Consider the following 26,449-nt stretch of genomic DNA (forward strand, 5'->3'; position numbering starts at 1 on the left):
ATATGTAGACAAAGAAAAAACGGAGAAGTCTCCGTTTTTTCTTTTATAAATCTTCTTGGTCACGATAGATCAACAATGCCAGTACCATAAATCCGACGAGGAAGCAGGCGAGGTGCGTCATTTGGGAAGAAACATTTCCTGTTAGCGAAATAGTTTCTCTCAGTCCAGATACAGAGTAGGTCATTGGAAGATAAGGTTGGATTTTTTGGAAGAAGGAGCGGCTGAGCTCGATTGGGTAGGTACCTGCACTAGAACCCAGTTGCAAGAGCAAGAGAATGAGTGAGGCATAAGAACCGAAGCGATTGTGCCAGCCAACCAAGGCTGTTACTAAGGTCATCAGTGTCCAACTAGCCAAAAGTGTCATGCCGAGTGTGAGGCCTTCGTGGCTTGGTTCAATACCAATCATACGGATTGCAAAGTAGAGGATAATGGCTCCAGCAGTTGCAATGGTACCATTGATGAAGAGCTTGTTGCGGGCCCATTGCCAGCGATTTTCAGGATGACGACCAGATAAGGCTTTGGCAAAGAGAACGTTAGCTGAGAGGGCTACAACCATCATCGAAACAGACATCATGTAAGGAGCCATTCCGACACCATTATTTTTAACATTGTCTTTGTCTTGGTGTTTGATGGTAACAGGGTTAGAAACCGTTTTTGCATTTTCATCTGTTGTAGAGACGATAGAAAGCTGTTCGCTAGTTGCGCGTAATGATGAAGTGAGGTTGTTGGTACCTGCATTGAGAACGGCTAAACCATCGGTCAGAGTTTGACCGCCATTGGCTAATTTGGTTGAGCCGTCAGCGATTTGTCCAGCGCCATCAGCAAGTTTGTTAGCTCCCTCTGTCAATTGACCAGAGTTACTTGCGAGTTTGTCGGCACCAGCTGAAGCACTTGCTGTACCAGACTTGAGTTGGTCAGATTTGCTTTGTAGAGTGAGAGCGCCGCTTGTCAATTGGGCAACACCACCTGTGTACTGACGAGCCCCTATCAATAGGCGGTCAGATCCATCAGAAACTTTGGTTTGTAATGTCGTGATACCAGCTGCTAATTGTTGGCTACCTGGCAGCATTTGCTGGTTAACAGCAGTATTGACGCTTGATAGGCCAGTTTGAAGGGTCTGAATACTTGTTGCAGCACCAGGAAGTGCTTGACTAGAGGCAGTTGCAAGTTGGTTGATACCTGCTTTTAAGTCACCTAAGGAAGCAACTTGTCCTTGGATAGTTTGTAGTGAGCCAGACATGGCTTGTACATTTTGCAAAATAGCTTGCGCTGCACTGGCAGTGCTAGAAGGAGCATTCGTGATAGCAGCTGAGATTTCAGCTTGTTGTTCAGCTGTCATAGCTTGGTAAGCAGTTGTTGATTGGACGGCTGTCAAACTAGCGGTTTTGTCCGCTTGGCTGTTGGCCAGGATGGTTTTAGCTTGCCCGGCAATGGTAGTCAGAGTTGTGACAATTGTTGAAGTATCAGGGGTTTCTCCAGCATTTAGCTGGCTATTGATGGATTGTAGGCCATCGTTGATTTTTGGAAGAGCAGCCTTGATTTGGTCAAGAATTGTTGTTTGCTCACTAGATGGAGTCACTTTTGTCGCTAATTCTTGCAAACCAGCTGATAGGCGATTGGAGCCATCGACGAGTTTTTGAATTTCGCTTGAGCCATCCTTGAGCTGCTGGATACCAGCCAGGAGCTCTTGCGACTTGTTATCCAGTGTCTGCGCTCCATTTGTCAATTGGCTGACGCCGTCTGTATAGGCTGTGACACCTGATGACAGAGTTCCTAAGCCGGAAGCCAGACTTCCCACACCATTTGTATAGGTAGAAAGACCGCTATTCAAAGTAGTTGCACCTGCTGCGAAGGTTTGAATAGATGAGGACAAAGTGTTAAGATTACTTGTCAATGTTTGGCTACCATCTTGTAGCTTGGTTGTCCCATCAAGGAGTTGTTGTCCGCCATCTGCAGCTTGATTCATCCCTGAGTTGAGCTTGGTCATGTTTTTGAAGACGGAAGAAGTGTAGGTCTCAGTGACGCTTTTGGAAACTTTTTCCTTGAGTTTGGCCATGGCAGATTCGCTCATTTTTGCTGAAACGAAACTGTGACCTTGAGTGGTTTGATAGGTGATGGTCAATTTTTGAGGATTTTTCGTCATCAAAGTTGTAGCTTTCTCAGAAAGATCTTCTGGGAAAGTAATAACCATGTAGTAGTCCCCTTTTTCCAATCCTTTTTCAGCCTTGGTTGAAGAAACAAAATGGAAATCCAGGTTCTTGTTTTTAGACATGTTGTCCACCATATCTTGTCCGATGTGGATGGATTTATTGTCTAGGGTAGCAGTGTGGTCTTGGTTGACAACCGCGACGGGGAGATTTTCCAGATTTCCATAGGGGTCCCACATGGAGGATAGGAAAATAACATTATATAGGGTAGGAATCAGAGCGACTCCGACCAGGGTAATCATGGACATAGGCTTTTTGAGCAGTCCTTTTAATTCTTCTAACATAGTTAACCTCTTTTAGACACATTGTTTAAAAAATATGATAGAATATATTATACACGTAGCAGAACAAAAAACAAGTTTTAAAACTGGTATTTGGACATCATGTATAAAATTGTCAAAAAATTGGAAAGGGAAATTATGGCAACAGATCATCGGAGAGAGCGGACGAAAAAAGCAATCGAGCAAGCAATGGTAGATTTGCTCAAACACCAGAGTTTTGATGAGATTTCAACCAGTCAATTAGCCAAGACTGCGGGCATTAGTCGCTCTAGCTTCTATACGCATTACAAGGATAAATATGAAATGATAGACCGTTATCAGCAGATTCTTTTTAGCAAATTAGAATATGTCTTTGATAAAAATGAATTTCAAAAAGAGAAGGCCTTGCTGGAAATTTTCGAGTTTTTGGACAGAGAGTTTTTATTTGCTGCGCTATTAACACAGAACGGAACCAAGGAAATTCAGACCTATATTCGCAACAAATTGCAGACCATGATTTCAAAAGAGCTTTACGATGACTATCCAAATTTGGACAAGGTACCAATCGAAAAACTCTACAATAGTGTCTATCTCAGCCATGCCATTTTTGGGATTTACCAGATGTGGATTACCCGTGGGAAGAAGGAGACAGCAGAGCAGATGACACAGATTCTCATCAATATGCTTCCACGATTCACAGACGAACAATAAAAATAACCCAAGCCTTTAAGCTAGGTTATTTTTTTGTAGTGCCTGTTCTAAATCAATGATGCTATCACAAACGAGGTCTAAAAGTTCGCTATCATGACTGATGAGGAGGATTGTTTGTCCGTGCTGTTTGGCTTGTTGGAGGAGTTGAGCAACTTCCAGCATTTGAAGGTAGTCCAGTCCGCTACTTGGTTCGTCTAATATAAGGAAGTCTTTTCCGCTGAGGAGGCTGGTTGCCAGCAAGAGACGTTGCTGTTCACCGCCTGACAAGCTAGCAGGATGACGATTCATTAAATGGTCTAACTTCAAAGCCTGACGAATCGATTCAAGCTGGTCGAGAGAGGTGCTTCCTAGTCTGAGCTCTTGTTCCACGGTCGGGGCAAAGAGTTGAAGGCGGACATCTTGGAGGAGCAGGCTCATGTGTTGTAGTCTTTCTGGCGCAGACTGGGGAGTATCATTCCAGAGGATACTCTCATTGCGAACCGCCCGAAGACCGACCAGTTGCTGAGCGAGACTGGATTTGCCAGAACCATTTGCACCGACGAGTCCGATGACAGTGCCAGCGGGAACAGCAAGCTCAGTAAGCAGACCAGATGCTTGACCTTTTGTGCGAACGGGGAGTTTTTCAATAAATAGTCCATTTTTAGACTCAAGCTTGGATGACTGGTGAATTTTGTGCTGAATGTGTTGCTTGGCTTCGGTCAGATCCAGACTACGTAAGGCTAGATTTTTTCGTTGGTCGGGAGACATTTTCTGGATATTGTCTCGAGTGAATATCTTTTCCAGTCGCCTTTCCGAAAAATAGAGGATGCGGTCAGCTAGGTCAATCCAGTTATTCAGACGGTGTTCGGCTACGAGAATGGTTTTTCCAGCGGACTTGAGTTGCTGGATTTGCGTTTGAATCGTGGCTGCACCAGCTGCATCTAGGTTTGCTGTTGGTTCGTCTAGGACCAAGATAGGCGTATCCTGCATGCTGGCACAAGCTAGCGCCAGTCGTTGCTGTTCGCCACCTGACAAGGTATGAATAGAGCGTTTTAAGAGATTCTCCAGCTCAAAATTCTGGCATACTTCTTGAAGTTTCTTGGCAATCTCCGGTCTAGGCATCTCTTTTTGCTCACAGGGAAGAACCAGTTCATGTTCCACAATCGTATGAAAAAACTGACTGCTCGGATGTTGAAAGACAGAGGCAACTTGCTGAGCTAGAATGTCGGTAGATTCCTGACCAACTTCCAAACCAGCTATGGTCAGTTTTCCAGACAAGCTTCCACCGAAATATTCAGGGGCAAGGCCGTTCAGTAATTTGAGAAATGTTGATTTACCAGAGCCGGAAGGACCAACAACCAAGATACACTCTCCTGGGAAAATCTTCAGAGAATCAATTTGGCAAGCCAATTGGTTGGTCGGATGATAGGTGAAGGTCAAGGCATCAGCAGTGATGATAGGCTGATGTAGAGGCACATTCCGATGCTCCATAAACTAATCCCCCAATCTAACCAGCTCCATTTGCTGGTGAAAAATTCGTGTGGTTTTCGTGTGCTTGTCATGCCCTTGGTCATCAGAGCCATGGTTAATTCTTGTGCCCTACGAAGAGTAGCCATCAGGAGGGGAATCAGCAAGTATTCTCCATATAAAAATGGATGAAGTAGCCACTCCCTCTTTTTAAGAAAGACACCTCTGAGGCGGAGTGCTTGGTGAATAAGTCGCGCTTGCTCAGGCAATAGCGGAAGGAAACCCAACATGACCCCAAAGGTCAAAACGAGAGGCTCAGGCAGACGCCATTTTCTGAGTCCATGTAGCAATTCATAGCTTGACGTAGTCGTCAAAATCAGCCCTCCCATCATGAAGCAAGGCAGTAACTGACGAAGACCGATAAAGACAAATGATAGGAATACCTGCCAGCCATTGCCCGAAGTTTCCTGTAAAAAGAAAGAATAGCAGGTCGCAGCTAGAAAGTACAGAGTATAGAGGCTAGCCTTGCACCACTGCTGGTAGAGTCCAGTCATAAGAAGCAGGATAAGACCAACTTCCAACCAATAAATCCAGCCATCAATATGATAGAGCAGGACCCAATTGGTCAGAAAGAGGACCAGGATTTTACTGCGAATGTCTAATTTCATTTGACGAGGCCAGAAGTCAGAAAGTGACGAGCAACTAATTTTTGTCCGATGACACCGCCGATGATGGCAAATAAGATGATGCTGCCGCAGATATAGCTGACATTTCCAAGATTAAATTCAATCATGACTCGATTAACATAGTCCATATCCTTGCCGCGCTCGAGTAACTTTTCAATGTAGGCGTCACGAGCAACCCACATCAAGAAGATAGGACCGAGATTGCCAAAAGAAAAGATGACATAAGATAAAAGATTAAGGCCAGAGCTGAGGTAATTTTTTTGACTTGCAATCCAGTCGGCTAACAGTGCACAACCTAGACTAGGGATGACTGCGAGAAGAAAATGCCCTGAAAAGAAGAAGAAGAGGGACATAACAGCACCCATCAAGCTAATGGCACCAAACTTTTGAATCTTGGCAATCAAAAGTATGTAAATGGTTCCGCATAACAGAGCAGCGAAGGCAGGAGCTAACTCCGTACTTGCTGAACGCGTGATGAGAAAGGCTAGGAGTGTTCCAAGTCCAACTCCGACAAAGTAGACAGCAGATAAGGCACCTGTTAAGATGAGATCCTTCATGTGTAGATGTTTCATAATTCCTCCAGTATAAAGGGAACAGAGCTTTCCCTACAAAATATTCAATCCCTTTAATTGTACCATTTTTATCACGTATTCTGACGAGAAGCGCTTCATTCTTTGAAAATGAACAAAATGTACGATATCTTGCTGAAAATGCTAGAAAAATCATCTTGTCTATGATAAAATGAAAGTGATTTCACAAAAGGAGGCTATATGAAAAAAGTATTATTTGTCATGGGGACCGTGCTCTGGAGTCTCTTTGTAGGGACAGGTCTTGTATCGGCCCAAGATGACTTGTTAACAATGACGCAAAAAGCAGGCTATCCAGCAACGGAAGCCATGGTTCCTAAGGCGTCTATTGTACTGGATGCGGAATCCGGTCAGGTCCTTTGGGCAGAAAATGCAGATGCCATTCGAGACCCAGCTAGTACGACAAAAACCATGGTGGTCTACTTGACCTTTGAAGCTATCACCGCAGGAAAAATCAATCTGGATACGCAAGTAACAGCAACAGAGACCGACCAAGCGATTGCAGGGATTTATGCTCTCAGTAATAATAAAATTGTAGCAGGACAAAGCTATACTGTTCGCGAGTTGTTGACCATGACTTTGGTTCCATCGTCCAATGTAACCACTCTGATGTTGGCTCATTTGATCCATGGTGGTGATGATGCTAGCTTTTTGGACCTGATGAATAAAACGGCCAAAGACCTTGGAATGACCAATACGCATTTTAACAATGCATCGGGTGCAGTTGCCTCTGCCTTTGAAGGATACTATGCCCCAGCTGGTTACAACCATGAATTTCCAAATGACACAACTGCTAAGGATTTGGCGATTCTAAGTTACCATTTGTTGAAAAAGCACCCAAAGGTGCTAGAATTTACAAAAAATCCCAAGGTCACTGTCAAGGCGGGTACACCGTTGGAAGAAACATTTGACGCCTATAATTATTCCTTGCCAGGCTTGCAGTATGGCTATGAAGGTGTTGATGGATTAAAAACAGGTTCTAGTCCGAGTGCTGCTTTTAATGCTATCGTGACAGCCAAGCGCAATGGCATTCGCTTGATTACCGTGGTCATGGGAGTGGGAGACTGGTCAGACCAAGACGGCGAATACTACCGACATTACTTTATCAATACGCTTTTAGATAAGACATTTTCAGAATACAGCCGACAAGTCATCGCACCAGCAGGCAAGCAAGATGTGGCCGGCAAGCAGATTGTCACCAAAGATAACCTTTACGGTCTGGTCAAAGCGGGCGAATCTCCTCAATTGACTTTGAATGGAAATCTCTTGCAAATCGCAGGAACCGTTGACCCGTCTTCAGGTGTAGCAGCGACAGATGCAGCAAGTGCGGCTAAAACAATACCGTCAAGTAAGGGGACTAGCCCCGCTACCAATCAATTCAGACTCTCTCTGCCTATCTTTGTAGTTATTGTTGTAGCAGGTGCTCTTGGTTTATTTTTACTTACGAAGGCATATTTTAAATTTAGAGCAAAACAACGTCGTCGCAGTCGTTCACAAAGTGCGGCTTATAGCCGTCGCTATCGAAGATAAGGAAAGCCGCCATGAGCGGTTTTTTGCTGCTAAAAATGATATAATAGGGCAAGAATACGAGGAAATCATGAATATTATAGAAGAAATTCAAACAATAAAGAAAGAAAAGTTGGGCTTGGTGACTGTTTTGACGGGCGATGATCCTGGTCAATTTCAACTAGCAAAGTCAGCATTTCTCAAGCAAATTGCATTTGATGCTAGTGATTTGGCTTATGCCTATTTTGATATGTCAGAGTCGGATTACACTCAGGTAGATTTGGACTTGGTATCGCTGCCTTTTTTCTCTGATGAGAAGATTGTCCTATTGGATTATTTTGCGGATTTAACGACGGATAAGAAGCGTTATTTGACAGACGATGAGCTCAAACAATTTGAAGTTTATCTGGAAAATCCTGTTGACACCACACGCTTGGTGATTTTCGCTCAGGGGAAATTAGATAGTAAGCGCCGCTTGGTCAAGATTCTCAAACGAGATGCGCGTGTCTTGGAAGCCAACGAGATGAAAGAGGCTGACCTGAAAAATTATTTCCAAAAAGAAGTAGCCCGTTTGGGGATTCAGATGGAGCCTGGCGTCTTTGAGGAACTCTTGGTCAAGTCGAATCTTGATTTTGCTGAAATGACAAAAAATTTAGTCTTTCTGCAATCCTACAAAGCGGGAGCTGTGATTTCACATCAGGATATTCAGCTGGCCATTCCGAAAACCTTGCAGGACAACTTGTTTGACTTGACCCAACTTATCTTGTCTAAAAAAATCAATCAGGCCCAGAGCTTGGTGCGCGACTTGCGCTTACAAGGAGAAGATGAAATCAAGTTATTAGCCGTACTGTTGACCCAATTTCGGACCTATTTGCAGGTGCAGTTACTGACTCATGAAGGACGGGGCGAGCAGCAGATTGTCACCGAATTATCCGATATTCAAGGGCGAAAGGTCAATCCCTACCAAGTCAAGTTTGCCTTGAGAGATTCACGAGGCTTATCGCTTGGATTTTTGAAGGAAGTGGTGCGGCTCTTGATTAAGACGGACTATCAGATTAAAACGGGTGTTTACGAGAAGGATTTCCTATTTGATATGACCTTGCTCAAGATTGCCAACCTGGTTTAAATCACGGACAAATGTTTTGAAAGCTATCTCAGAATTCGATATAATAAAGCCATATAAATGAAAAGAGGAAACCAAAATGGCAATTATTTTACCAGATCTTCCGTACGCATACGATGCTCTTGAACCAGCTATTGATGCAGAAACAATGACGCTTCACCATGATAAACACCATGCAACTTACGTGGCAAATGTGAATGCAGCTCTTGAAAAACACCCAGAAATCGGTGAAGATCTAGAAGCTTTGTTGGCTAATGTTGACGCTATCCCAGCAGACATCCGCCAAGCAGTCATCAACAACGGTGGTGGTCACTTGAATCATGCCCTTTTCTGGGAACTCCTTTCACCTGAAAAAACAGACATCACAGAAGAAGTAGCAGCAGCTATCAACGAAGCATTTGGTTCATTTGAAGAATTCCAGGCCGCCTTCACAGCCGCAGCAACAACACGTTTTGGTTCAGGTTGGGCTTGGCTCGTTGTCAATGCAGAAGGTAAATTGGAAGTTGTTTCAACAGCTAACCAAGACACTCCAATCATGGAAGGCAAAAAACCAATCTTGGCACTTGACGTTTGGGAACACGCTTACTACCTCAACTACCGTAACGTACGTCCAAACTACATCAAAGCATTCTTTGATATCATCAACTGGAATAAGGTAGCTGAATTGTACGCAGCAGCGAAATAAGCAATAAAAGAACGCATGTCTCCATTATGAGATATGCGTTTTATGATAGGATGAGTTATTTCTACAATTTCATACGGCGGGAGAAGTCGATGAAATGAAACTTATCCAATTTATGTCGGCTTTCAGTGAATTGGAACTGTCGCTGATCTTCTAAATAAACCTGAGATTTTATAGAAACGACATGGCGATCCTCTCCTATTTCCAAATATTGTTTGTCTTGTTCATGGACATGATCAATTAGAATATCCTTTCGCGCAAAAGCGATTTCGAGATGTAGCTCTTTTTCCAAATAAGCATAGATGGATTTTTCAGCAATTTCTTTGCTCATACGCGGAACCAACCGAGCAGATAAATAATCGATATCTAGAACAGTAGCTATTCCATCGACTAATCGTTGACGAATAATCTTCCAGACAATACTATTAATGGGAAAGCCAGTGTACTGATGTAGTTTTTGATCAATCCGGATTTTCTCTAAAAAGAGCACATTGGTTTTGGAAGAAAGTCCTAGACTGCTAACAAGTTCTTGATAGCTGATCAGTTCGGAAACTGGGAAGGTGATATGTTCTTGTTGGGTGACCTGTGACCCTGAGCCTTGTACTTTGGTGATGAGTCCGGCTTGAGACAGTAGCGATAAAGATTTTCGGATTGTATCCCGGCTAACTTGATACTCTATGGTCAGCTCTTTTTCGGTTGGTAAAAAGTCTCCTCCCTTGTAGTATTCATCTAAAATTTTTTGTTCTAATTCTTTGAAAATCATTTCATATTTTTTCATTTTTTCTGCTTTCCTTCAATTGTTTTCATACTTGTTTTTAAATGAGCATACAAATCGCCTTATTTTATCAAAAAATCAGAAAAGATGCACCAAACAACTTGCATACAAATAGTACATCGCTTACAATGTAGATGTAAATCAAATGCATTTATGATTTTAGTTGTTTTAAGCTGGAAAACCAGTTGATACTTTGTCCCTTGCAATGATTGTAGAGATTATGAAACAGGTCGATAACCTCTTGGGGGATAGTAGACGTGTACTATGGTAGCAGTGATTGCAAAAAATATGAAAAGGTATAAGGAAAAATACGATGGGAAAATTTGAAAAAGAAGCTCAAAGCCTCCTAGATGCCATCGGTGGTAAGAGCAATGTCAGTGCAGTGACTCACTGTGCGACTCGCATGCGTTTTGTCTTGAATGATGACAAGGCAGCCGATGTCAAAGCTATCGAAAGTCTAGCACCAGTAAAAGGAACTTTCACCAATGCTGGTCAGTTCCAAGTAATCATTGGTAACGATGTGCCAATCTTCTACAATGACTTCGTAGCCGTGTCAGGTATTGAAGGCGTGTCAAAAGAAGTAGCTAAGTCAGCTGCCAAACAAAATCAACATCCAATTCAGCGCGTACTGACCATGTTGGCTGAAATCTTTACACCAATCATTCCAGCTATCATCGTAGGTGGTTTGATTCTTGGTTTCCGTAATATTCTTGAAGGAGTTCCTTTTGAATCGCTTGGCCAAGCTATGGCTGACGGGAAGCCAGTATTTGATGCAAATGGTGAGCCGGTTTATAACACGATTATCCAAGTTTCACAATTTTGGAATGGAGTGAACTCCTTCTTATGGCTTCCAGGTGAAGCGATTTTCCACTTCTTGCCAGTAGGTATCGTTTGGTCTGTTACTCGTAAAATGGGAACAACTCAAATCCTTGGTATTATTCTTGGTATCTGTTTGGTGTCACCGCAGTTGCTCAATGCTTACGCAGTAGCAGGGACTCCAGCAGCTGAAATTGCTAAGAGTTGGGTTTGGGACTTTGGTTCCTTTACAGTTAATAAAATCGGTTACCAAGCACAAGTTATTCCAGCCCTCCTTGCAGGCCTCAGCTTGTCTTACCTTGAAATTTTTTGGCGTAAACGTATCCCAGAAGTTATTTCAATGATTTTTGTACCATTCTTGTCCTTGCTGCCAGCCATTATCTTGGCCCACACAGTGCTCGGCCCTCTTGGTTGGACTATCGGTAAAGGTATCTCAGCAGTCGTTCTTGCCGGTTTGACTGGATCCTTCAAATGGCTCTTCGGAGCAATCTTCGGTGCTGTTTATGCCCCATTCGTTATCACTGGTCTTCACCATATGACTAACGCTATCGACACGCAATTGATTGCGGATACTAGCACTCACACAACTGGTTTGTGGCCAATGATTGCTTTGTCAAACATCGCTCAAGGTTCTGCCGTTCTTGGTTACTACTGGATGCACCGTCATGATAAGAAGGAAGCACAAATCTCTCTTCCTGCAACTATCTCAGCCTACCTTGGTGTTACAGAACCAGCCCTTTTTGGGGTTAACGTGAAATACATCTACCCATTTGTTGCGGGTATGATTGGTTCGGGGATTGCGGGTTTCTTATCAACCACCTTCAACATTCAAGCTAACGCTATCGGTGTTGGTGGCCTTCCAGGCTTCTTGTCAATCAATATCAAATATATGGGCTTCTTCTTTATCTGTATGGCAGTAGCTGTTATAGTACCATTCTTCTTGACAATTTTCTTCAAAAAAACAGGTATTCTTGCTAAGACGGAAGAAGATGCAGTGCTTGATGTTCCTCTTCAAGAACCAGTCGTTGAAGAAACTGGACTTGAAGCAGGTGTTCTAGTCACTCTTATTAGCCCATTGACTGGGGAAATGAAAGAACTTAGTCAGGCACAAGATGCTGTATTTGCTCAAGGTGTGATGGGACAAGGTGTCCTCATCGAACCAAGCGAAGGTGAATTGGTGGCTCCAGTTGATGCAACTGTTTCAGTTCTTTTCCCAACTAAACACGCTGTTGGTTTGGTGTCAGAAGACGGTGTTGAGCTCTTGATGCACATCGGTATGGATACTGTTAACCTTGAAGGTAAAGGTTTTACAGCACACGTAGCTCAAGGTGAAAAGGTTAAAGCTGGTGATAAATTGATTAGCTTTGACATTGACGCTATCAAGGCAGCTGGTTACCCAGTTGAAACACCTGTTATCATCACTAACCAAGATAATTTCTTGCCAATCGCTGAACACGATTTCCCAAGAGCTATCCAGCGTGGTGAAAAATTGATGACAGCGCGTAAACTCTAATAGAGATAGATATAATTGTTTCAAGTCCAGTCCATGAAAACTGGACTTGACGCATTTTCCAGTGCAAGCTAGAGGTTCAAAGGTAGCTAGCCCTGCCTTTAGTTTATTTTCAAATAAAAATCAAAACTAGCAAACTTAATTTACATATCTGATAATGGAATATTAGAAATTAGAAAAGCGAACGAAGTGAGTCAAACCTGATATTTTCGCCGTAGTGAAATTATTAGTGACAGCAATGCTGTTACTAATAACGGAATTTTTGAGAGAGAATAAGTCCAGTGGACTTATTTTGCCCGAGCCTTAAAACAAAGACGTGAGGGGGCTCAATCTTAGGATTGCTCTCACAGTCTGGGAGACTGTTAGAGGTGACAGATAGGAAAAACAAAGTTTTTCTCATCATTCCCTGGATTTCTCAAATCATCCACTGGATAATTTCTTCTTCCGTCCGCACTATCTCACAACATGGAATTTTCAAAATCGATAACATTTTGAAAATGGAATTAGTAAGGTAGCTAGGTAAGTTGCCATAGCGATTACCGTAGTTTATCAGTGATTTTAACCATTGATAAACCTGCTACGTTAGAAAATATCAAAAATCAGTTTTTAAATTTTAATGAGTATGAAAAAAGAAAAAGGAGACACCCATGGCAATCGATAAACGTAAAGTTGTCTATCAAATTTATCCAAAATCTTACAAGGACACAACTGGCAATGGTATTGGAGACCTTCGTGGTATCATTGAAAAACTGCCTTACCTTGAAGAGTTGGGCATTGATATGATTTGGCTCAACCCATTTTACCCAAGTCCACAACGTGACAATGGTTATGATGTCGCCGATTACACGGCTGTCAATCCAGACTTCGGCACCATGGCTGATTTTGAAGAAATGATTGCGGTTGGTCGTAAGCACAATATTGACTTCATGTTGGATATGGTACTCAACCACTGTTCAACAGAGCATGAATGGTTCCAAAAAGCCCTTGCTGGTGACAAGTTCTATCAAGACTTCTTCATCCTTCGTGATGAGCCAACCGACTGGGTTTCAAAATTCGGTGGCAATGCCTGGGCACCGTTTGGCGATACAGGCAAATACTACCTCCACCTCTTTGACGTGACTCAAGCAGACCTCAATTGGCGCAACCCTCATGTCCGTGAAGAACTTTTTAAGGTGGTTAATTTCTGGCGTGACAAGGGTGTCAAAGGCTTCCGCTTCGACGTTATCAACTTGATTGGGAAAGATGAAGTTTTGGAAGATTGCCCAATCAATGATGGTAAACCAGCCTACACTGACCGTCCAATCACCCATGACTACCTTAAAATGATGAACAATGCCAGCTTCGGTCAAGATGATTCCTTTATGACCGTTGGTGAAATGTCTGCGACAACCATTGAAAATTGTATTCTCTACACGGCACCAGAGCGTGAAGAATTGTCAATGGCCTTCAACTTCCATCATCTTAAAGTCGACTACAAGGAGGGTCAAAAATGGACTATCATGGACTTTGATTTCATCGCCCTTCGTGACCTCTTCCATTCTTGGGGAGAAGGCATGAGCGAGGGAGATGGTTGGAATGCTCTCTTCTATAATAACCATGACCAACCACGCGCTCTCAATCGTTTTGTGGATGTCAAAAATTTCCGCAATGAAGGAGCAACTATGTTGGCAGCTTCTATTCATTTGTCACGCGGCACACCATATATCTACATGGGTGAAGAAATCGGCATGATTGACCCAGACTATGATTCAATGGCTGACTATGTGGATGTTGAAAGTCTCAATGCCTACCAAATCATGTTGGATGAAGGCAAGACTCCAGAAGAAGCCTTCAAGATTATCCAAACCAAATCGCGTGATAATTCTCGTACGCCAATGCAATGGGATGCGAGCGAAAATGCTGGCTTTACCACGGGTATCCCATGGCTCAAAGCCGGTAAATCATATAAGGAAATTAACGTGGTCTCTGAACAATCAGGATCAATCTTTACCTTCTATCAAAAACTCATCAAACTCCGTAAAGACATACCATTGATTGCAGAAGGTGACTACAAGGCGGCCTACACAGACAGCGACAAGGTTTACGCTTTTGAACGTCAGTTGGACGGTCAAAAACTTCTTGTTCTCAACAACTTCTTTGCAGATGACGTCACTCTTGACTTGCCAGCTGACTATGTCAATGGTCAAGTCCTTATCAGTAATTATGCTGACGTTACTGTAACAGAGACTGTGACCTTGAAACCTTACCAAGCGCTAGCGATTCTGGTGAAATAGGACAAGGATGATTTTACCAAACACTTCTAGGGTTAGAGAACTTCTCTAATTTTGGGGGTGTTTTTCTACCATTTGTCAAGTATATCAACGCTTATTGGAATCATTTTTTAGAAAGTCAGTAGAATGATGATGTCTATTGCCTTTTTTTAGGTCATTTTGACAGAAAAAAGTGTACACACAGACAGCACCTTATTTAGTGATTTTTTAATAAGGTGTTACAATAGTATGGCATAGTTATCTTTACTAATTTTTAGCTAAACGGTAATCATAAAGTTTATTATGCGTTATGAGGTAATACATTGTCCGAATAAGGCGATGTATTGAGGCAATCGTATGTGGCTTGGTTGAGCTGACTTGCGATTGTTTTTTTCGTTTCTTATAGAAGTCAGCGATGTGAGAGGGATTTGTGTGACTAGCAGAAGTGATGTTATGGATACACTTAAATAAAATCTTTCTGGCATAAGGGTTGCCACGCTTTGTAATGTGTTCTTGTGCCAGATAGTTTCCAGATTCGTAGTGCCTTAAGTCAATGCCAATAAAAGCGTTGATTTGATTGGCAGACTGAAACCGACGAATGTCCCCCAACTCGCAATAATACTTGTAGCTGTAGTCTATGCGATACCAGGGATAGAAAGTAGTATCTCATGTTCAGGTAATGGCTGAGCAAGCTGACCATTTCATCCAATACGATTTGTCTCCGTTCTGTAAGTCTAAGCAGTTCTTGTGCATAGTATCTCACCTCTTCGACCATTGTAGAGTTTTTTTGTACAGCTGAATAAGACTGTTTAGCTAGTTCCGCTAATTTATCAACCAAGGAAGAGACTCGTTTTCCAGAAATCCGTTTAAGTAGTGGATTGTAGGATAACGTCTGTCAATTCCGTTTCTGATAACTCCAAGACAAAGTTCTTATTTGGAAAGGCCTTAACTAAATTCCAGTATTGTTCTCCTGTTGGTGTGGATAGCAGTTGTTCCAGCTCATGGAAAGTCACTTGCAAGACCTTATGAAGACGATTCTTAGCACGGACGGTGTCTTCAGTCAGATTTTGATAGAAGCGACTAAGGTCACGCAAATTTTGGTAAACTTCTTTTTGACGATAAGTAGGCTTGCGATTGAAGATAAATTGTGACTCAGCCAATTTTTCTGCATCAATCTTATCTGTTTTACGTACTCGCAAACTGTCTAATTGCTTTTTGGCTTCTAGAGGGTTTAACCGAGTATAGGAACCTGTAGCTTCAAAGATGATTTCTGGGTTTTGAACAGATTTCAAGTCCTTTAACAACCTCGAAAAACCGATAGCGTCATTGGGTATCGAATAGCCATGAACTTTTTCACTATTGACCAGAATAGCCACTTCAGAGCTTACTTTACTCACATCAATTCCAAATACTGTACGCATAAGATTACCTCGTTTATCTTGTCAGATTCCTTGTTTTAGCTATCTCATTTTCAATACTCGACGTTGAACGTCCCACATACTGTGACCAGATTTTAACTAAAACAGGTGTCTTGCTAGTTTTTATTGCGACGTCTAGCGTCTAAAGCCCCTTCGGCTTAACAAGACACCTCTACTTTATCAAAAAAGAAAAAGTAGTGAAGATTTCTCCCGTCGGAGATTTCTTCACTACTAAGCTTAGTATGTTTTTATTTTGTTAAAAATGATAGACGGATCTGAAATAGCTAGTAGGGGTTTGACGTTTTTGTATCCTTTTACAGAAAAAAGAAAGCGTTTTAAAGTGGTTTAAAATATGCTATAATATATTAAAAAAGAAAGTGGAAGGCATATTGCACGGAATGATCACAAACGACCAGTATCGCTATTTACGAAACAATCCCATTTTTCAACATTTTCCTGTTGAGCATTTTGACCAGATTGCTAAGGAAATTCGCTTTCGTAAAATCCCGAAAGGACAGATATTTTTCTTTGGTGGCGATCGTCGTGATTACTTATTTGTCTTATTTCAAGGTTATGCGCGGATAGAGCAGTATGACCAGACGGGGACCTACACCTATCTGGACTATATCCGCCAAGGAGAGGCCTTCCCATTTGGTGATATGTTCAATGATGGTCTCTACCATTACACAGCGGTAGCGGAGACAGATTTGGAATACTTTATGATTCCTATGGATGATTATGAAGAATTTTCGAAAATCAATCCGCGCCAGATGCTCTTTATCGCCAAGAAGCTGTCAAAAATTTTGCGTTTTGAGGAGCTGCGCTTGCGCAATGCAATGATATCCCGAGCTAGCGACCGGGTGGAGCAAGTTCTGGCCCTCATGTACTGGGACATCTGCCTACCGGCTCAATTAGATACGCTCCCCTTTACCATCCATATCCAAGAAATTTCCCGATTATCTGCGACCACTAGGGAGACTGTTAGTCAAGTCATGAAGCGGCTGAAGCAGGAAAATCGGATTAGTTATTCCCACAAGCAACTGACTTTTTTGGATAAGGATTATTTTTTAGAACATTTGACCGAGACTCGCTAGAGTTTCGGTTTTTTCTTATTTTCAATAAAAATATTTATTCAAAAAAGGAGTAAAATCGATAAAATAGTCAAAGAAAGCGTTGTCATTTATATAAAAATGAAAAAATTTGTGTTAAAATGTACAATATTTGGCAAATAAATTGTCAAATACTTCGTGTAAGCGTTTTAAATTTGGTGGTATAGTAGTATCAACAAAGGGTAAGGAAACTTACAACAGGTAAAAAGGAGGGATTCACATGTCACAAAATCCTATTCATGTTTTTTCAGAAATCGGAAAACTGAAAAAAGTTATGCTACACCGTCCGGGTAAAGAAATTGAAAATCTGATGCCTGACTATCTCGAACGACTCTTGTTCGATGATATTCCATTCTTAGAAGACGCCCAAAAAGAGCACGATGCATTTGCTCAAGCCCTTCGTGATGAAGGAGTGGAAGTTCTCTACTTGGAACAGCTTGCAGCTGAGTCTCTGGTCACTCCAGAAATTCGAGAAGCCTTCATCAACGAATACTTAGAAGAAGCCAATATTCGTGGCCGGGCAACGAAAAAAGCCCTTCGTGCGCTTTTGATGAATATCACCGACAATCAAGAATTGATTGAAAAAACAATGGCTGGTGTTAAGAAATCAGAATTACCAGAAATTTGTGCAGAAGAAAAGGGTCTGACAGACTTGGTAGAATCCAATTATCCATTCGCCATCGACCCAATGCCAAATCTCTACTTCACTCGTGATCCATTTGCGACGATTGGCAACTCTGTTTCGCTCAACCATATGTACTCTGAAACGCGTAATCGCGAAACCATTTATGGTAAGTACATCTTTACTCATCATCCAGATTATGCAGGCAAAGTTCCATTTGTCTATGACAGAAGTGAGTCAACTCGTATCGAAGGTGGAGATGAGTTGGTGCTTTCAAAAGACGTGCTAGCAGTAGGGATTTCTCAACGGACAGATGCAGCGTCTATTGAAAAACTCTTGGTCAATATCTTCGAACGGGGAGTTGGCTTCAAGAAGGTTTTAGCCTTTGAATTTGCAAATAGCCGCAAGTTCATGCATTTGGACACTGTATTCACTATGGTGGACTATGATAAATTCACCATTCACCCAGAAATTGAAGGTGACCTTCGCGTCTACTCTGTCACTTATGAAAATGAAGAATTACATATCGTAGAAGAAAAAGTTGACTTGGCAGAACTTCTTGCAGCAAATCTCGGAGTTGAAAAAGTTGACTTGATTCGTTGCGGTGGCGGTGACAATGTTGCTGCTGGACGAGAACAATGGAATGATGGCTCCAATACATTGACCATCGCACCTGGTGTCGTAGTGGTTTACAAACGCAATACAATCACAAATGCCATTCTCGAATCCAAAGGTCTTCGCTTGATTAAGATTTCAGGAAGTGAATTGGTACGAGGCCGTGGCGGTCCACGTTGTATGTCCATGCCATTTGAGCGCGAGGATATTTGATAGAAAAACGAATGAGATAGAAAGAGGAAGCATATGACAACATCCGTATTTAAAGGCAGACATTTTTTAGCAGAAAAAGATTTTACACGTGCAGAGTTGGAATACTTGATTGACTTTGCAGCGCACTTGAAAGATTTGAAAAAACGCCATATTTCCCACCGTTATCTAGAAGGCAAGAACATTGCGCTCTTGTTTGAAAAGACTTCTACTCGGACTCGTGCAGCTTTTACCACTGCAGCTATTGATCTGGGTGCTCATCCAGAATACTTGGGAGCAAATGATATCCAGCTTGGCAAGAAAGAGTCCACAGAAGACACAGCAAAAGTTCTTGGTCGTATGTTTGACGGGATTGAATTCCGTGGTTTCAGCCAAAAAATGGTAGAAGAATTAGCAGAGTTTTCAGGTGTACCAGTTTGGAATGGTTTGACAGATGCATGGCACCCAACTCAAATGTTGGCTGACTACTTGACTGTGAAAGAAAACTTTGGCAAATTAGAAGGTTTGACATTGGTTTATTGCGGTGATGGTCGTAACAACGTGGCAAACAGCCTTTTGGTAACTGGTGCTATCCTTGGTGTCAATGTTCATATCTTCTCTCCAAAAGAACTCTTCCCAGCAGAAGATGTTGTAGCTCTTGCTGAAGGTTTTGCAAAAGAATCTGGCGCTCATATTCTCGTGACGGAAGATGCCGATGAAGCTGTCAAAGGAGCAGATGTCCTCTACACAGACGTTTGGGTATCAATGGGTGAAGAAGCTAAATTTGCAGAACGCGTAGCCTTGCTTAAACCTTATCAAGTGAATATGGACTTGATTAAGAAAGCTCAAAATGATAATCTCATCTTCTTGCATTGCTTGCCAGCCTTCCACGATACCAATACGGTTTATGGCAAAGATGTAGCAGAAAAATTTGGTGTAGAAGAAATGGAAGTGACAGATGAAGTCTTCCGCAGCAAATACGCTCGCCAGTTTGACCAAGCTGAAAACCGCATGCACACCATCAAAGCAGTTATGGCAGCTACATTGGGCGAGCTCTTTATTCCAAAAGTATAAGTTTACAAGTGCACCTGTTGGACGTCTTGTCTGACAAACAGCTGGAGGGCTGAGGCAAAAGCCCAGTCCTCCTATTTTTATATGAGATGATAGTGAGTTTCTTTGATTTTACAAGCCTCGTTTGAAAACGAAAGAAATCCACTATTCTATTATCAGAGAAAAAGGAGAAGCTATGACAAATCGTAAAATCGTAGTGGCCTTGGGAGGGAATGCAATCCTCTCCTCAGACCCATCAGCAAAAGCTCAAAAAGAAGCCTTGGTTCAAACAGCCAAGCACCTGGTGAAACTGATAAAAAATGGAGATGAGCTCATCATCACCCATGGAAATGGACCGCAAGTTGGTAACTTATTACTGCAAAATTTGGCGGCGGATTCCATTAAAAATCCTGCCTTTCCATTGGATTCACTTGTTGCCATGACAGAGGGCTCTATCGGATTTTGGCTACAAAATGCTCTCGAAAACGAATTGGCCAAGGAAGGGATTGAAAAAGAAGTGGTCTCTCTTGTGACACAGGTGGTTGTGGACAAGGATGACCCAGCTTTTGAAAATTTGACCAAACCAATCGGCCCATTCTACACAGAAGCAGAGGCAAAAGCTGAAGCTGAAAAGACGGGAGCCACTTTCAAAGAAGATGCTGGTCGTGGCTGGCGCAAGGTTGTTGCCTCACCTAAACCAATTGGTATCAAAGAAATCACAACCATTCGCACACTGTTGAATGCGGGCGAAGTGGTGGTTGCGGCTGGCGGTGGCGGTATCCCAGTCGTTAAAGAGGCTGATGGGACCTTGACAGGCGTTGAAGCCGTTATTGATAAGGACTTTGCTTCCCAATGCTTGGCTGAATTGGTGGATGCAGATCTCTTTATCGTCTTGACCGGTGTGGATTATGTCTTTGTCAACTTTAACAAACCAAACCAAGAGAAATTGGAACGGGTAACGGTAGCTGAATTGGAAGAATACATTGGACAAAACCAATTTGCACCAGGCTCAATGCTACCAAAAATTCAAGCTGCCATGGCTTTTGTCAATCACAAGCCTGAATCACAAGCCGTTATCACATCGCTTGAAAATCTCGGTGCCTTGATTGAGTCAGAAAGCGGCACGATTATTTCAAAAGGGTAGATTGAAAAGGGAGCTGGAAATCAACTCGGAGCTCCCTTTAGGACAAGAGTTTTTGTAAACGGTTACAAAAACATCAAGTGCTTTCTGTCGGAAGAGCACAAGCTACAAATCAATCGGTGAAAAGTCCGATCTGGACACGCATATATTATTTAGGAGGTTAATGACATGGCTCAAAAAGAGAAAAAAGGCTTTAGGATGCCTTCATCTTTCACTGTTTTGTTCATCATCATCGCCATTATGGCTGTCATGACTTGGCTGATTCCAGCAGGCCAGTACAAGACGGATGACGCTGGAAATTTGATTGCTGGAACTTATCAACGCATTGCTTCAAGCAAGCAAGGACTCTATGACATTTTTATGGCGCCAGTCCGTGGGATGATTGGGACCAGCAAGACATCAGGGGCAATTGAAGTTTCTTTCTTTATCCTGATGGTTGGTGGTTTTCTCGGTGTCGTTACAGAAACGGGTGCTTTAGATACAGGGATTGCGGCGGTTGTTAAAAAATACAAAGGCCGCGAAAAGATGTTGATTCCTGTTCTCATGCTCTTGTTTGCCCTCGGTGGTTCCACATACGGCATGGGTGAAGAAACAATGGCTTTCTATCCTCTGATTATCCCTGTTATGTTAGCCGTTGGATTTGATACCATAACTGCGGTGTCTATTGTCTTGATTGGTTCACAAATTGGTTGCTTGGCCTCAACGGTCAATCCATTTGCGACGGGGGTAGCGTCAGATGCTGCCGGAATCGGACTTGCTGATGGGATTATTTGGCGCTTGGTATTTTTCGTTGTCATGTACGGTATCTCAGTTATGTATGTTTACCGCTATGCAGGGAAAATTGAGCACAATCCTGAAAAATCCTATGTTTTTGCAAAACGAGACGAAGACCTTGCTTATTTCAAATTAAGAACCGAAGACAATGCGACTCTAAGTGGCAAACAAAAAGGAGTGCTCTGGATTTTTGCAGCAACCTTTATCATCATGGTGATTAGCTTGATTCCATGGGCAGATTTGAACAAACATTTTACCTTATTTACAAGTCTGAATGATGCTCTTCAAAACATTCCTGTATTGGGTGTCGTATTTGGGAAAACAGCTGCCTTGGGAACTTGGTACTTCCAAGAAATCACCATGCTTTTCTTCATGATGGCGATTTTGATTGGTATTGTCTACGGTATTTCAGAATCTCGCTTTATCCAAGTGTTTATGAACGGGGTAGCAGACTTGCTCAGCGTTGCCTTGATTTGTGCTGTTGCGCGTGGTATTCAAGTTGTTATGAACGATGGTGCCATCACTGCGACCATTCTTCACTGGGGCGAAGAAGGCTTGAAAGGTCTCTCTTCACAACTCTTCATCGTCTTGACCTACATTTTCTACTTGCCAATGTCCTTCTTAATTCCATCCACATCTGGTCTAGCAGGAGCGACCATGGGTATTATGGCCCCTTTGGGCGAATTTGCAAAAGTTCCAGCTCATTTGGTTGTCACAGCCTTCCAATCAGCTTCAGGTTTGCTCAATCTAGTGACACCAACTTCTGGTATCGTAATGGGAGCACTTGCCCTCGGACGTATTGAAATTGGTACATGGTGGAAATACATTGCTAAGTTGATTGTGCTTGTTTTCCTTGCAAGTATCGCTATCTTGGTCATTGCAACCTTCTTCTAAACGTTTTATAATGAAAAGAAGAAAGGAGTTCTATGAAGACATTTATTACAGAAAGTCATCGGGCAGAGGTGCTTGCAGCAATCAAAGACATTGTTGCCATTCCATCTGTCTGTCATGAAGGAGAAAATGGTACTCCCTTTGGTCAAGCTATTCAAGACGCCTTGGAACACACCTTGGAGTTGACAAGGGGGCTGGGCTACAAGACCTACCTTGATCCGCAAGGCTATTATGGCTATGCAGACTTGGGAGAGGGTGAGGAGACACTTGCGATTCTCTGCCATTTGGATGTTGTTCCTGCAGGGGATTTGGAGAAATGGGTTTCTCCTCCTTTTGAAGCAGACGTTCGAGATGGCAAACTTTACGGCCGTGGTGTGCAAGATGACAAGGGTCCAACCATGCTGGCTCTCTATGCAGTCAAAGCCTTGGTCGAAGCAGGAGTTATCTTCCATAAACGCATTCGCTTTATATTTGGCACAGATGAAGAAACGCTCTGGCGTTGCCTCCATCGTTACAATGAACTGGAAGAAGCTGCCACAATGGGCTTCGCACCAGATTCATCATTCCCACTGACCTATGCCGAAAAAGGCTTACTTCAAGCGACATTACGAGGTCCAGAAGCCAAAGATCTTAGCTTAGAAGCTGGTCAAACCTACAATGTCGTACCAGCCAAGGCTAGTTACAGCGGTCCGTGGTTAGATACTGTCCTAGCCGAATTGGATAAGCTTGGCTTTGACTATGAAAAAACAGCCGACTCGGTGACTGTTTTGGGTCTGGCCAAACATTCCAAGGATGCAGCTGAAGGGGTGAATGCGATCGTTCGCCTAGCCAAGGCTCTTCTTCCAGTGACAGATCATCCGGCGATTCGGTTTATAGCAGAAGCAGTTGGAGAAGATGCGACAGGAGCTAGTTTATTCGGCTTGGTTGAAGACCAACCGTCTGGAAAACTCAGCTTTAATATTGCAGGTCTTAGTTTGACAGAAGACTATTCCGAGATCCGACTGGATATCCGAATTCCTGTTTTGGCAGACAAGGAATCCTTGGTTCGGACATTGTCTGAAAAAGCGACGGACTTCCAGCTGACCTACGAGGAATTTGACTATCTGCCATCGCTTTATGTTCCGCTAGATAGCCCCTTGGTCTCTACGCTGATGGCTGTTTACCAAGAAAAAACAGGAGATATGACCCCTGCTCAATCATCCGGTGGAGCAACATTTGCACGAACCATGTCAAACTGTGTCGCCTTCGGGGCCTGTTTCCCAACGACACCACAGACTGAGCATCAAGAAAATGAACATGCCCCACTAGAAGACTTGTATCGAGCTATGGATATCTATGCAGAAGCCATTTATCGCCTAGCAGGAAATCCATTATAATCCAGCTCCTTCTTTCTCTTGAAAAGGCCCTAGGCTTTACCTAGGGTCTTTTCACATATTATCGATTGCTAAAAAAGAATGGAGGTGTGTATTCTTTTAATTTTTCAAAGCAGGCTTGGGCAGTGTCATTGTCCTCGCAGACAATCAAACACACGTCATCTCCACAAACGGTTGCGACAACCTCTGTCAATTCCATGGCATCTAAGATGGAGCCAAAGGATTGGGCAAGACCGGGCAAGGTCTTGAGGACAACCTGGTGTTGGACTGGACGGAGCATGACTAGGGCGTCTTCCATGTAAAAACGCAGACGTTTTTCCCAACGAGCGGGAGCAATGCTGTTAATGACATAATAGGAAGTATCGTCTTCGTTGATTTTGACAAGATTGAGAAGTTTGATATCGCGTGATAGGGTGGATTGGGTCACAGAGATACCGTTTAACTCGAGCAAATCTTGTAACTCTTGTTGGGTATGAATTTTCTTTTCCGATACCAAGGAGCGAATGACCTGATGGCGGCTTTCAATTTTATTCATAGAAAATCTCCTATTTGACGAACATGGCATCACCAAAGCTAAAGAAGCGATAGTGTTCTTCGACAGCGTGTTTGTAGGCATCTAGGACAAATTCACGCCCGGCAAATGCAGATACTAGCATGACAAGGGTTGATTTTGGAAGATGGAAATTGGTTGAAAAAGCATCCACGACCTTGAATTGATAGCCTGGTTTGATGAAGATATTGGTCCAACCGGAGTCAGCCTGCAATTGTCCGTCAAATTTATTTCCAATGGTTTCAATAGTGCGGATTGAAGTCGTACCGACAGCGATTACACGACCACCATTGGCCTTGACTTGATTCAAAGTATCTGCAGCCTCTTGACTAAGATTGTAAAATTCAGAGTGCATTTCGTGTTCATCGAGTTTATCCACAGAGACAGGACGGAAAGTTCCTAGCCCGACATGGAGTGTCAAGTAGACTAGTTTGACACCCTTGGCTTCAATTTTTTTCAGTAATTCTTTTGTGAAATGCAAGCCGGCAGTCGGTGCAGCAGCAGAGCCATTTTCTTTGGCATAGACTGTCTGGTAGCGTTCCTTGTCTTCCAATTTTTCGTGGATATATGGCGGAAGCGGCATTTCTCCCAAACTTTCCAGCACTTCTAGGAAGATACCTTCATAGTGAAATTCGACGATGCGGCCACCATGTTCTAATTCCTCGACGATAGTGGCAGTGAGGCGACCATCTCCGAAAGAGACCTTGGTTCCTACTTTTAGGCGTTTGGCAGGCTTGGCTAAAACTTCCCACTGATTACCTCCCTTGTCTTTCAAAAGAAGAAATTCGACGTGGCCATGTGTATCTGGTTTTTCACCGTAGAGACGAGCAGGGAGAACACGTGTATTATTCATGACCAGCGCATCACCAGCGTGTAACTCATCTAAAATATGGTCAAAATGTGTGTCGGTCATGTCATGAGTTTCGCGGTCAATGACCAATAACTTCGAACTGTCTCGTTGTTCCAAAGGAGTTTGAGCAATCAACTCTTCAGGCAAATAAAAATCAAAATCAGCAGTATTCATAAGTCTCCTTAAGCAAAAATAATCAATAAAAAGTAGAGAATCAGCGCAAGCGGAGCAATCATCAGAAAGCTACCTAGAATGGCTAGGGCATTTCTCCAAGTCTTGTATTGTCTCAAAAAATAGGCGGCCAGACAAAGTGCTGCGCCCCATAAAAAGATAATCAATAATTGTGTAGTCATAAAAACATTATACCATAAAAAAGATTTTGCTTGACAAAAATTGGTATATACCGTATAATGAAATCAGACAATTGGTATATACCAAACAAGCAAAGGAGAGACCCATGAAAGTCATCACAGTAAAAGACCAAGTTGAAGGCGGAAAAGTTGCTTTTGAATTATTGAAAGAAAAATTAGACCAAGGTGCCAAGGTACTAGGATTGGCAACAGGTTCGACACCGATTGAATTTTACAAAGAAATCGTTGCTAGCGATGTCGACCTATCCTCATTGGTATCAGTGAACTTGGATGAATATGTCGGCTTATCAGCGGATGATGAACAGTCCTATGCTTACTTTATGAAGGAAAATCTCTTTGCAGAAAAACCTCTCAAAGTCAGCTATTTGCCAAATGGATTGGCTGAAAATCCAGCAGAAGAAGCACTTCGCTACAATCAAATCCTGGCTGAAAATCCAATTGATTTCCAAATTCTAGGTATTGGACGCAACGGTCATATTGGTTTCAATGAACCTGGGGCTTCATTTGAAGGTGTGACACGTGTGGTTGATTTGACACCGTCTACCATTGCAGCCAACGCACGCTTTTTCCAAGATGAAAATCAAGTTCCTAAACAAGCCTATTCAATGGGAATTGCCAACATCATGGCATCAAAAACGATTGTACTGATGGCTTATGGTGCAGAAAAGGCAGATGCCGTTTATGGCATGGTCAACGGCCCAGTAACCGAAGAACTTCCAGCTTCTATTCTGCAAAAACATGCTGACGTGGTTGTGATTGTCGACCAAGCGGCAGCAGCTAAATTATAAGTCTCCTAGATGATGGACCTGGGACTCAGTCCTAGGTTCTTGATTTTTTGTAATTTTAACAGTTTGACGCAGTGGTTGACTGAATGCTCTTATTCCTTGCTGTGCAAGCAATTTCGACCAATCTAGCCAACTGTGCGGAGGTGGGACGAC

General features: G+C 42.7%; 21 protein-coding genes and 1 pseudogene. 13 read left to right on the top strand and 9 right to left on the bottom strand.

Features of this window, described 5'->3' with window-relative positions:
• Window positions 1-43 precede the first annotated feature (43 nt).
• Window positions 44-2,491, bottom strand: coding sequence for a YhgE/Pip family protein (locus ABID27_RS01000; protein WP_354279619.1), 2,448 nt, complete (start codon window positions 2,489-2,491; stop codon window positions 44-46).
• Window positions 2,492-2,626: 135 nt separating this feature from the next.
• On the opposite strand from ABID27_RS01000, the gene ABID27_RS01005 reads away from it, so the two are divergent.
• On the top strand, window positions 2,627-3,178 hold the full coding sequence (locus ABID27_RS01005) for a TetR/AcrR family transcriptional regulator (protein ID WP_253362636.1): 552 nt from the start codon (window positions 2,627-2,629) through the stop codon (window positions 3,176-3,178).
• Between the two features lie 15 nt (window positions 3,179-3,193).
• On the opposite strand, the gene ABID27_RS01010 is transcribed toward ABID27_RS01005, so the two are convergent.
• Genes ABID27_RS01010 through ABID27_RS01020 form a run of 3 tightly spaced genes read right to left on the bottom strand, consistent with a single transcriptional unit; the run spans window position 3,194 to window position 5,882 of the window.
• Window positions 3,194-4,648 (bottom strand): ABC transporter ATP-binding protein, encoded by a 1,455-nt coding sequence (locus ABID27_RS01010; RefSeq protein WP_354279621.1) that lies wholly within the window; start codon window positions 4,646-4,648, stop codon window positions 3,194-3,196.
• Entirely contained in the window at window positions 4,594-5,292 is a 699-nt protein-coding gene (locus ABID27_RS01015; protein ID WP_253362640.1) for an energy-coupling factor transporter transmembrane component T, read from the bottom strand. The genes ABID27_RS01010 and ABID27_RS01015 overlap by 55 nt, the downstream gene beginning before the upstream one ends.
• The gene (locus ABID27_RS01020; RefSeq protein WP_253362642.1) at window positions 5,289-5,882 is read right to left on the bottom strand and encodes an MptD family putative ECF transporter S component; all 594 of its coding nucleotides are present in this window, start codon (window positions 5,880-5,882) and stop codon (window positions 5,289-5,291) included. Before ABID27_RS01020 ends, ABID27_RS01015 begins: the two co-directional genes overlap by 4 nt.
• 198 nt (window positions 5,883-6,080) lie before the next feature.
• Here ABID27_RS01020 and ABID27_RS01025 point away from each other — a divergent pair, with 198 nt between their 5' ends.
• The 3 genes from ABID27_RS01025 (at window position 6,081) to sodA (ending at window position 9,211) form a co-directional block, all read left to right on the top strand.
• Window positions 6,081-7,427, top strand: coding sequence for a D-alanyl-D-alanine carboxypeptidase family protein (locus tag ABID27_RS01025; RefSeq protein ID WP_253362644.1), 1,347 nt, complete (start codon window positions 6,081-6,083; stop codon window positions 7,425-7,427).
• 67 nt (window positions 7,428-7,494) lie between these two features.
• Window positions 7,495-8,529, top strand: a complete 1,035-nt coding sequence (gene holA / locus ABID27_RS01030; RefSeq protein ID WP_253362647.1) for a DNA polymerase III subunit delta — start codon at window positions 7,495-7,497, stop codon at window positions 8,527-8,529.
• A 76-nt stretch (window positions 8,530-8,605) separates the two neighbouring features.
• Entirely contained in the window at window positions 8,606-9,211 is a 606-nt protein-coding gene (gene sodA, locus ABID27_RS01035) for a superoxide dismutase SodA (RefSeq protein WP_253362649.1), read from the top strand.
• Window positions 9,212-9,272: 61 nt separating this feature from the next.
• On the opposite strand, the gene treR is transcribed toward sodA, so the two are convergent.
• The gene (gene treR, locus ABID27_RS01040) at window positions 9,273-9,986 is read right to left on the bottom strand and encodes a trehalose operon repressor (RefSeq protein ID WP_253362651.1); all 714 of its coding nucleotides are present in this window, start codon (window positions 9,984-9,986) and stop codon (window positions 9,273-9,275) included.
• A gap of 310 nt (window positions 9,987-10,296) precedes the next feature.
• Between treR and treP the strand changes: the two genes are divergently transcribed.
• Together treP and treC are read left to right on the top strand one after the other, a co-directional pair.
• On the top strand, window positions 10,297-12,312 hold the full coding sequence (treP, locus tag ABID27_RS01045; RefSeq protein WP_354279625.1) for a PTS system trehalose-specific EIIBC component: 2,016 nt from the start codon (window positions 10,297-10,299) through the stop codon (window positions 12,310-12,312).
• A gap of 644 nt (window positions 12,313-12,956) precedes the next feature.
• Window positions 12,957-14,582: an alpha,alpha-phosphotrehalase gene (treC, locus tag ABID27_RS01050; RefSeq protein WP_354279627.1), complete on the top strand. Its 1,626-nt coding sequence runs from the start codon at window positions 12,957-12,959 to the stop codon at window positions 14,580-14,582.
• A gap of 243 nt (window positions 14,583-14,825) precedes the next feature.
• Here the strand turns inward: treC and ABID27_RS01055 are convergent.
• A pseudogene (locus ABID27_RS01055) lies at window positions 14,826-15,979 on the bottom strand (IS110 family RNA-guided transposase).
• A gap of 395 nt (window positions 15,980-16,374) precedes the next feature.
• Here ABID27_RS01055 and ABID27_RS01060 point away from each other — a divergent pair.
• The 6 genes from ABID27_RS01060 to ABID27_RS01085 all read left to right on the top strand — a co-directional run bounded on the left by ABID27_RS01060 (window position 16,375) and on the right by ABID27_RS01085 (window position 23,743).
• Window positions 16,375-17,070, top strand: coding sequence for a Crp/Fnr family transcriptional regulator (locus ABID27_RS01060; RefSeq protein ID WP_354279941.1), 696 nt, complete (start codon window positions 16,375-16,377; stop codon window positions 17,068-17,070).
• Window positions 17,071-17,305: 235 nt separating this feature from the next.
• Complete coding sequence (gene arcA, locus ABID27_RS01065; RefSeq protein WP_253362659.1) at window positions 17,306-18,535, top strand: arginine deiminase; 1,230 nt, start codon at window positions 17,306-17,308, stop codon at window positions 18,533-18,535.
• Between the two features lie 33 nt (window positions 18,536-18,568).
• The gene (gene argF / locus ABID27_RS01070) at window positions 18,569-19,585 is read left to right on the top strand and encodes an ornithine carbamoyltransferase (protein WP_253362661.1); all 1,017 of its coding nucleotides are present in this window, start codon (window positions 18,569-18,571) and stop codon (window positions 19,583-19,585) included.
• A gap of 172 nt (window positions 19,586-19,757) precedes the next feature.
• Window positions 19,758-20,705: a carbamate kinase gene (gene arcC, locus ABID27_RS01075; protein ID WP_253362663.1), complete on the top strand. Its 948-nt coding sequence runs from the start codon at window positions 19,758-19,760 to the stop codon at window positions 20,703-20,705.
• 165 nt (window positions 20,706-20,870) lie between these two features.
• A complete protein-coding gene (locus tag ABID27_RS01080; protein WP_354279630.1) occupies window positions 20,871-22,370 on the top strand; it encodes a YfcC family protein in 1,500 nt (499 codons plus the stop codon).
• Between the two features lie 32 nt (window positions 22,371-22,402).
• Window positions 22,403-23,743 carry a dipeptidase gene (locus ABID27_RS01085; protein ID WP_354279632.1) on the top strand — a complete coding sequence of 447 codons (1,341 nt, stop codon included), beginning with the start codon at window positions 22,403-22,405 and terminating at the stop codon, window positions 23,741-23,743.
• 58 nt (window positions 23,744-23,801) lie between these two features.
• Here the strand turns inward: ABID27_RS01085 and ABID27_RS01090 are convergent, their stop codons facing one another.
• Genes ABID27_RS01090 through ABID27_RS01100 form a run of 3 tightly spaced genes read right to left on the bottom strand, consistent with a single transcriptional unit; the run spans window position 23,802 to window position 25,493 of the window.
• The gene (locus tag ABID27_RS01090) at window positions 23,802-24,275 is read right to left on the bottom strand and encodes an arginine repressor (RefSeq protein WP_253362669.1); all 474 of its coding nucleotides are present in this window, start codon (window positions 24,273-24,275) and stop codon (window positions 23,802-23,804) included.
• 10 nt (window positions 24,276-24,285) lie between these two features.
• Complete coding sequence (gene queA, locus ABID27_RS01095; protein WP_354279635.1) at window positions 24,286-25,314, bottom strand: tRNA preQ1(34) S-adenosylmethionine ribosyltransferase-isomerase QueA; 1,029 nt, start codon at window positions 25,312-25,314, stop codon at window positions 24,286-24,288.
• 8 nt (window positions 25,315-25,322) lie between these two features.
• Window positions 25,323-25,493 carry a hypothetical protein gene (locus tag ABID27_RS01100; RefSeq protein ID WP_253362673.1) on the bottom strand — a complete coding sequence of 57 codons (171 nt, stop codon included), beginning with the start codon at window positions 25,491-25,493 and terminating at the stop codon, window positions 25,323-25,325.
• A gap of 104 nt (window positions 25,494-25,597) precedes the next feature.
• On the opposite strand from ABID27_RS01100, the gene ABID27_RS01105 reads away from it, so the two are divergent.
• Window positions 25,598-26,299 carry a glucosamine-6-phosphate deaminase gene (locus ABID27_RS01105; RefSeq protein WP_354279637.1) on the top strand — a complete coding sequence of 234 codons (702 nt, stop codon included), beginning with the start codon at window positions 25,598-25,600 and terminating at the stop codon, window positions 26,297-26,299.
• The last annotated feature ends 150 nt before the right edge of the window (window positions 26,300-26,449 follow it).

The organism is Streptococcus gallinaceus (assembly GCF_040545695.1).
GTDB classification, from domain to species: Bacteria; Bacillota; Bacilli; order Lactobacillales; family Streptococcaceae; genus Streptococcus; species Streptococcus gallinaceus.

Excerpts from the sequence above, each read along its gene's own strand:
- ABID27_RS01000 (WP_354279619.1), bottom strand. The coding sequence starts at position 2,491 with ATGTTAGAAGAATTAAAAGGACTGCTCAAAAAGCCTATGTCCATGATT.
- ABID27_RS01060 (WP_354279941.1), top strand. The coding sequence starts at position 16,375 with ATGATCACAAACGACCAGTATCGCTATTTACGAAACAATCCCATTTTT.
- ABID27_RS01080 (WP_354279630.1), top strand. The coding sequence starts at position 20,871 with ATGGCTCAAAAAGAGAAAAAAGGCTTTAGGATGCCTTCATCTTTCACT.
- arcA (WP_253362659.1), top strand. The coding sequence starts at position 17,306 with ATGTCACAAAATCCTATTCATGTTTTTTCAGAAATCGGAAAACTGAAA.
- arcC (WP_253362663.1), top strand. The coding sequence starts at position 19,758 with ATGACAAATCGTAAAATCGTAGTGGCCTTGGGAGGGAATGCAATCCTC.
- ABID27_RS01020 (WP_253362642.1), bottom strand. The coding sequence starts at position 5,882 with ATGAAACATCTACACATGAAGGATCTCATCTTAACAGGTGCCTTATCT.
- ABID27_RS01010 (WP_354279621.1), bottom strand. The coding sequence starts at position 4,648 with ATGGAGCATCGGAATGTGCCTCTACATCAGCCTATCATCACTGCTGAT.
- treP (WP_354279625.1), top strand. The coding sequence starts at position 10,297 with ATGGGAAAATTTGAAAAAGAAGCTCAAAGCCTCCTAGATGCCATCGGT.
- ABID27_RS01100 (WP_253362673.1), bottom strand. The coding sequence starts at position 25,493 with ATGACTACACAATTATTGATTATCTTTTTATGGGGCGCAGCACTTTGT.
- holA (WP_253362647.1), top strand. The coding sequence starts at position 7,495 with ATGAATATTATAGAAGAAATTCAAACAATAAAGAAAGAAAAGTTGGGC.
- ABID27_RS01090 (WP_253362669.1), bottom strand. The coding sequence starts at position 24,275 with ATGAATAAAATTGAAAGCCGCCATCAGGTCATTCGCTCCTTGGTATCG.
- treR (WP_253362651.1), bottom strand. The coding sequence starts at position 9,986 with ATGAAAAAATATGAAATGATTTTCAAAGAATTAGAACAAAAAATTTTA.
- sodA (WP_253362649.1), top strand. The coding sequence starts at position 8,606 with ATGGCAATTATTTTACCAGATCTTCCGTACGCATACGATGCTCTTGAA.
- ABID27_RS01015 (WP_253362640.1), bottom strand. The coding sequence starts at position 5,292 with ATGAAATTAGACATTCGCAGTAAAATCCTGGTCCTCTTTCTGACCAAT.
- argF (WP_253362661.1), top strand. The coding sequence starts at position 18,569 with ATGACAACATCCGTATTTAAAGGCAGACATTTTTTAGCAGAAAAAGAT.
- ABID27_RS01025 (WP_253362644.1), top strand. The coding sequence starts at position 6,081 with ATGAAAAAAGTATTATTTGTCATGGGGACCGTGCTCTGGAGTCTCTTT.
- queA (WP_354279635.1), bottom strand. The coding sequence starts at position 25,314 with ATGAATACTGCTGATTTTGATTTTTATTTGCCTGAAGAGTTGATTGCT.
- ABID27_RS01105 (WP_354279637.1), top strand. The coding sequence starts at position 25,598 with ATGAAAGTCATCACAGTAAAAGACCAAGTTGAAGGCGGAAAAGTTGCT.
- treC (WP_354279627.1), top strand. The coding sequence starts at position 12,957 with ATGGCAATCGATAAACGTAAAGTTGTCTATCAAATTTATCCAAAATCT.
- ABID27_RS01005 (WP_253362636.1), top strand. The coding sequence starts at position 2,627 with ATGGCAACAGATCATCGGAGAGAGCGGACGAAAAAAGCAATCGAGCAA.
- ABID27_RS01085 (WP_354279632.1), top strand. The coding sequence starts at position 22,403 with ATGAAGACATTTATTACAGAAAGTCATCGGGCAGAGGTGCTTGCAGCA.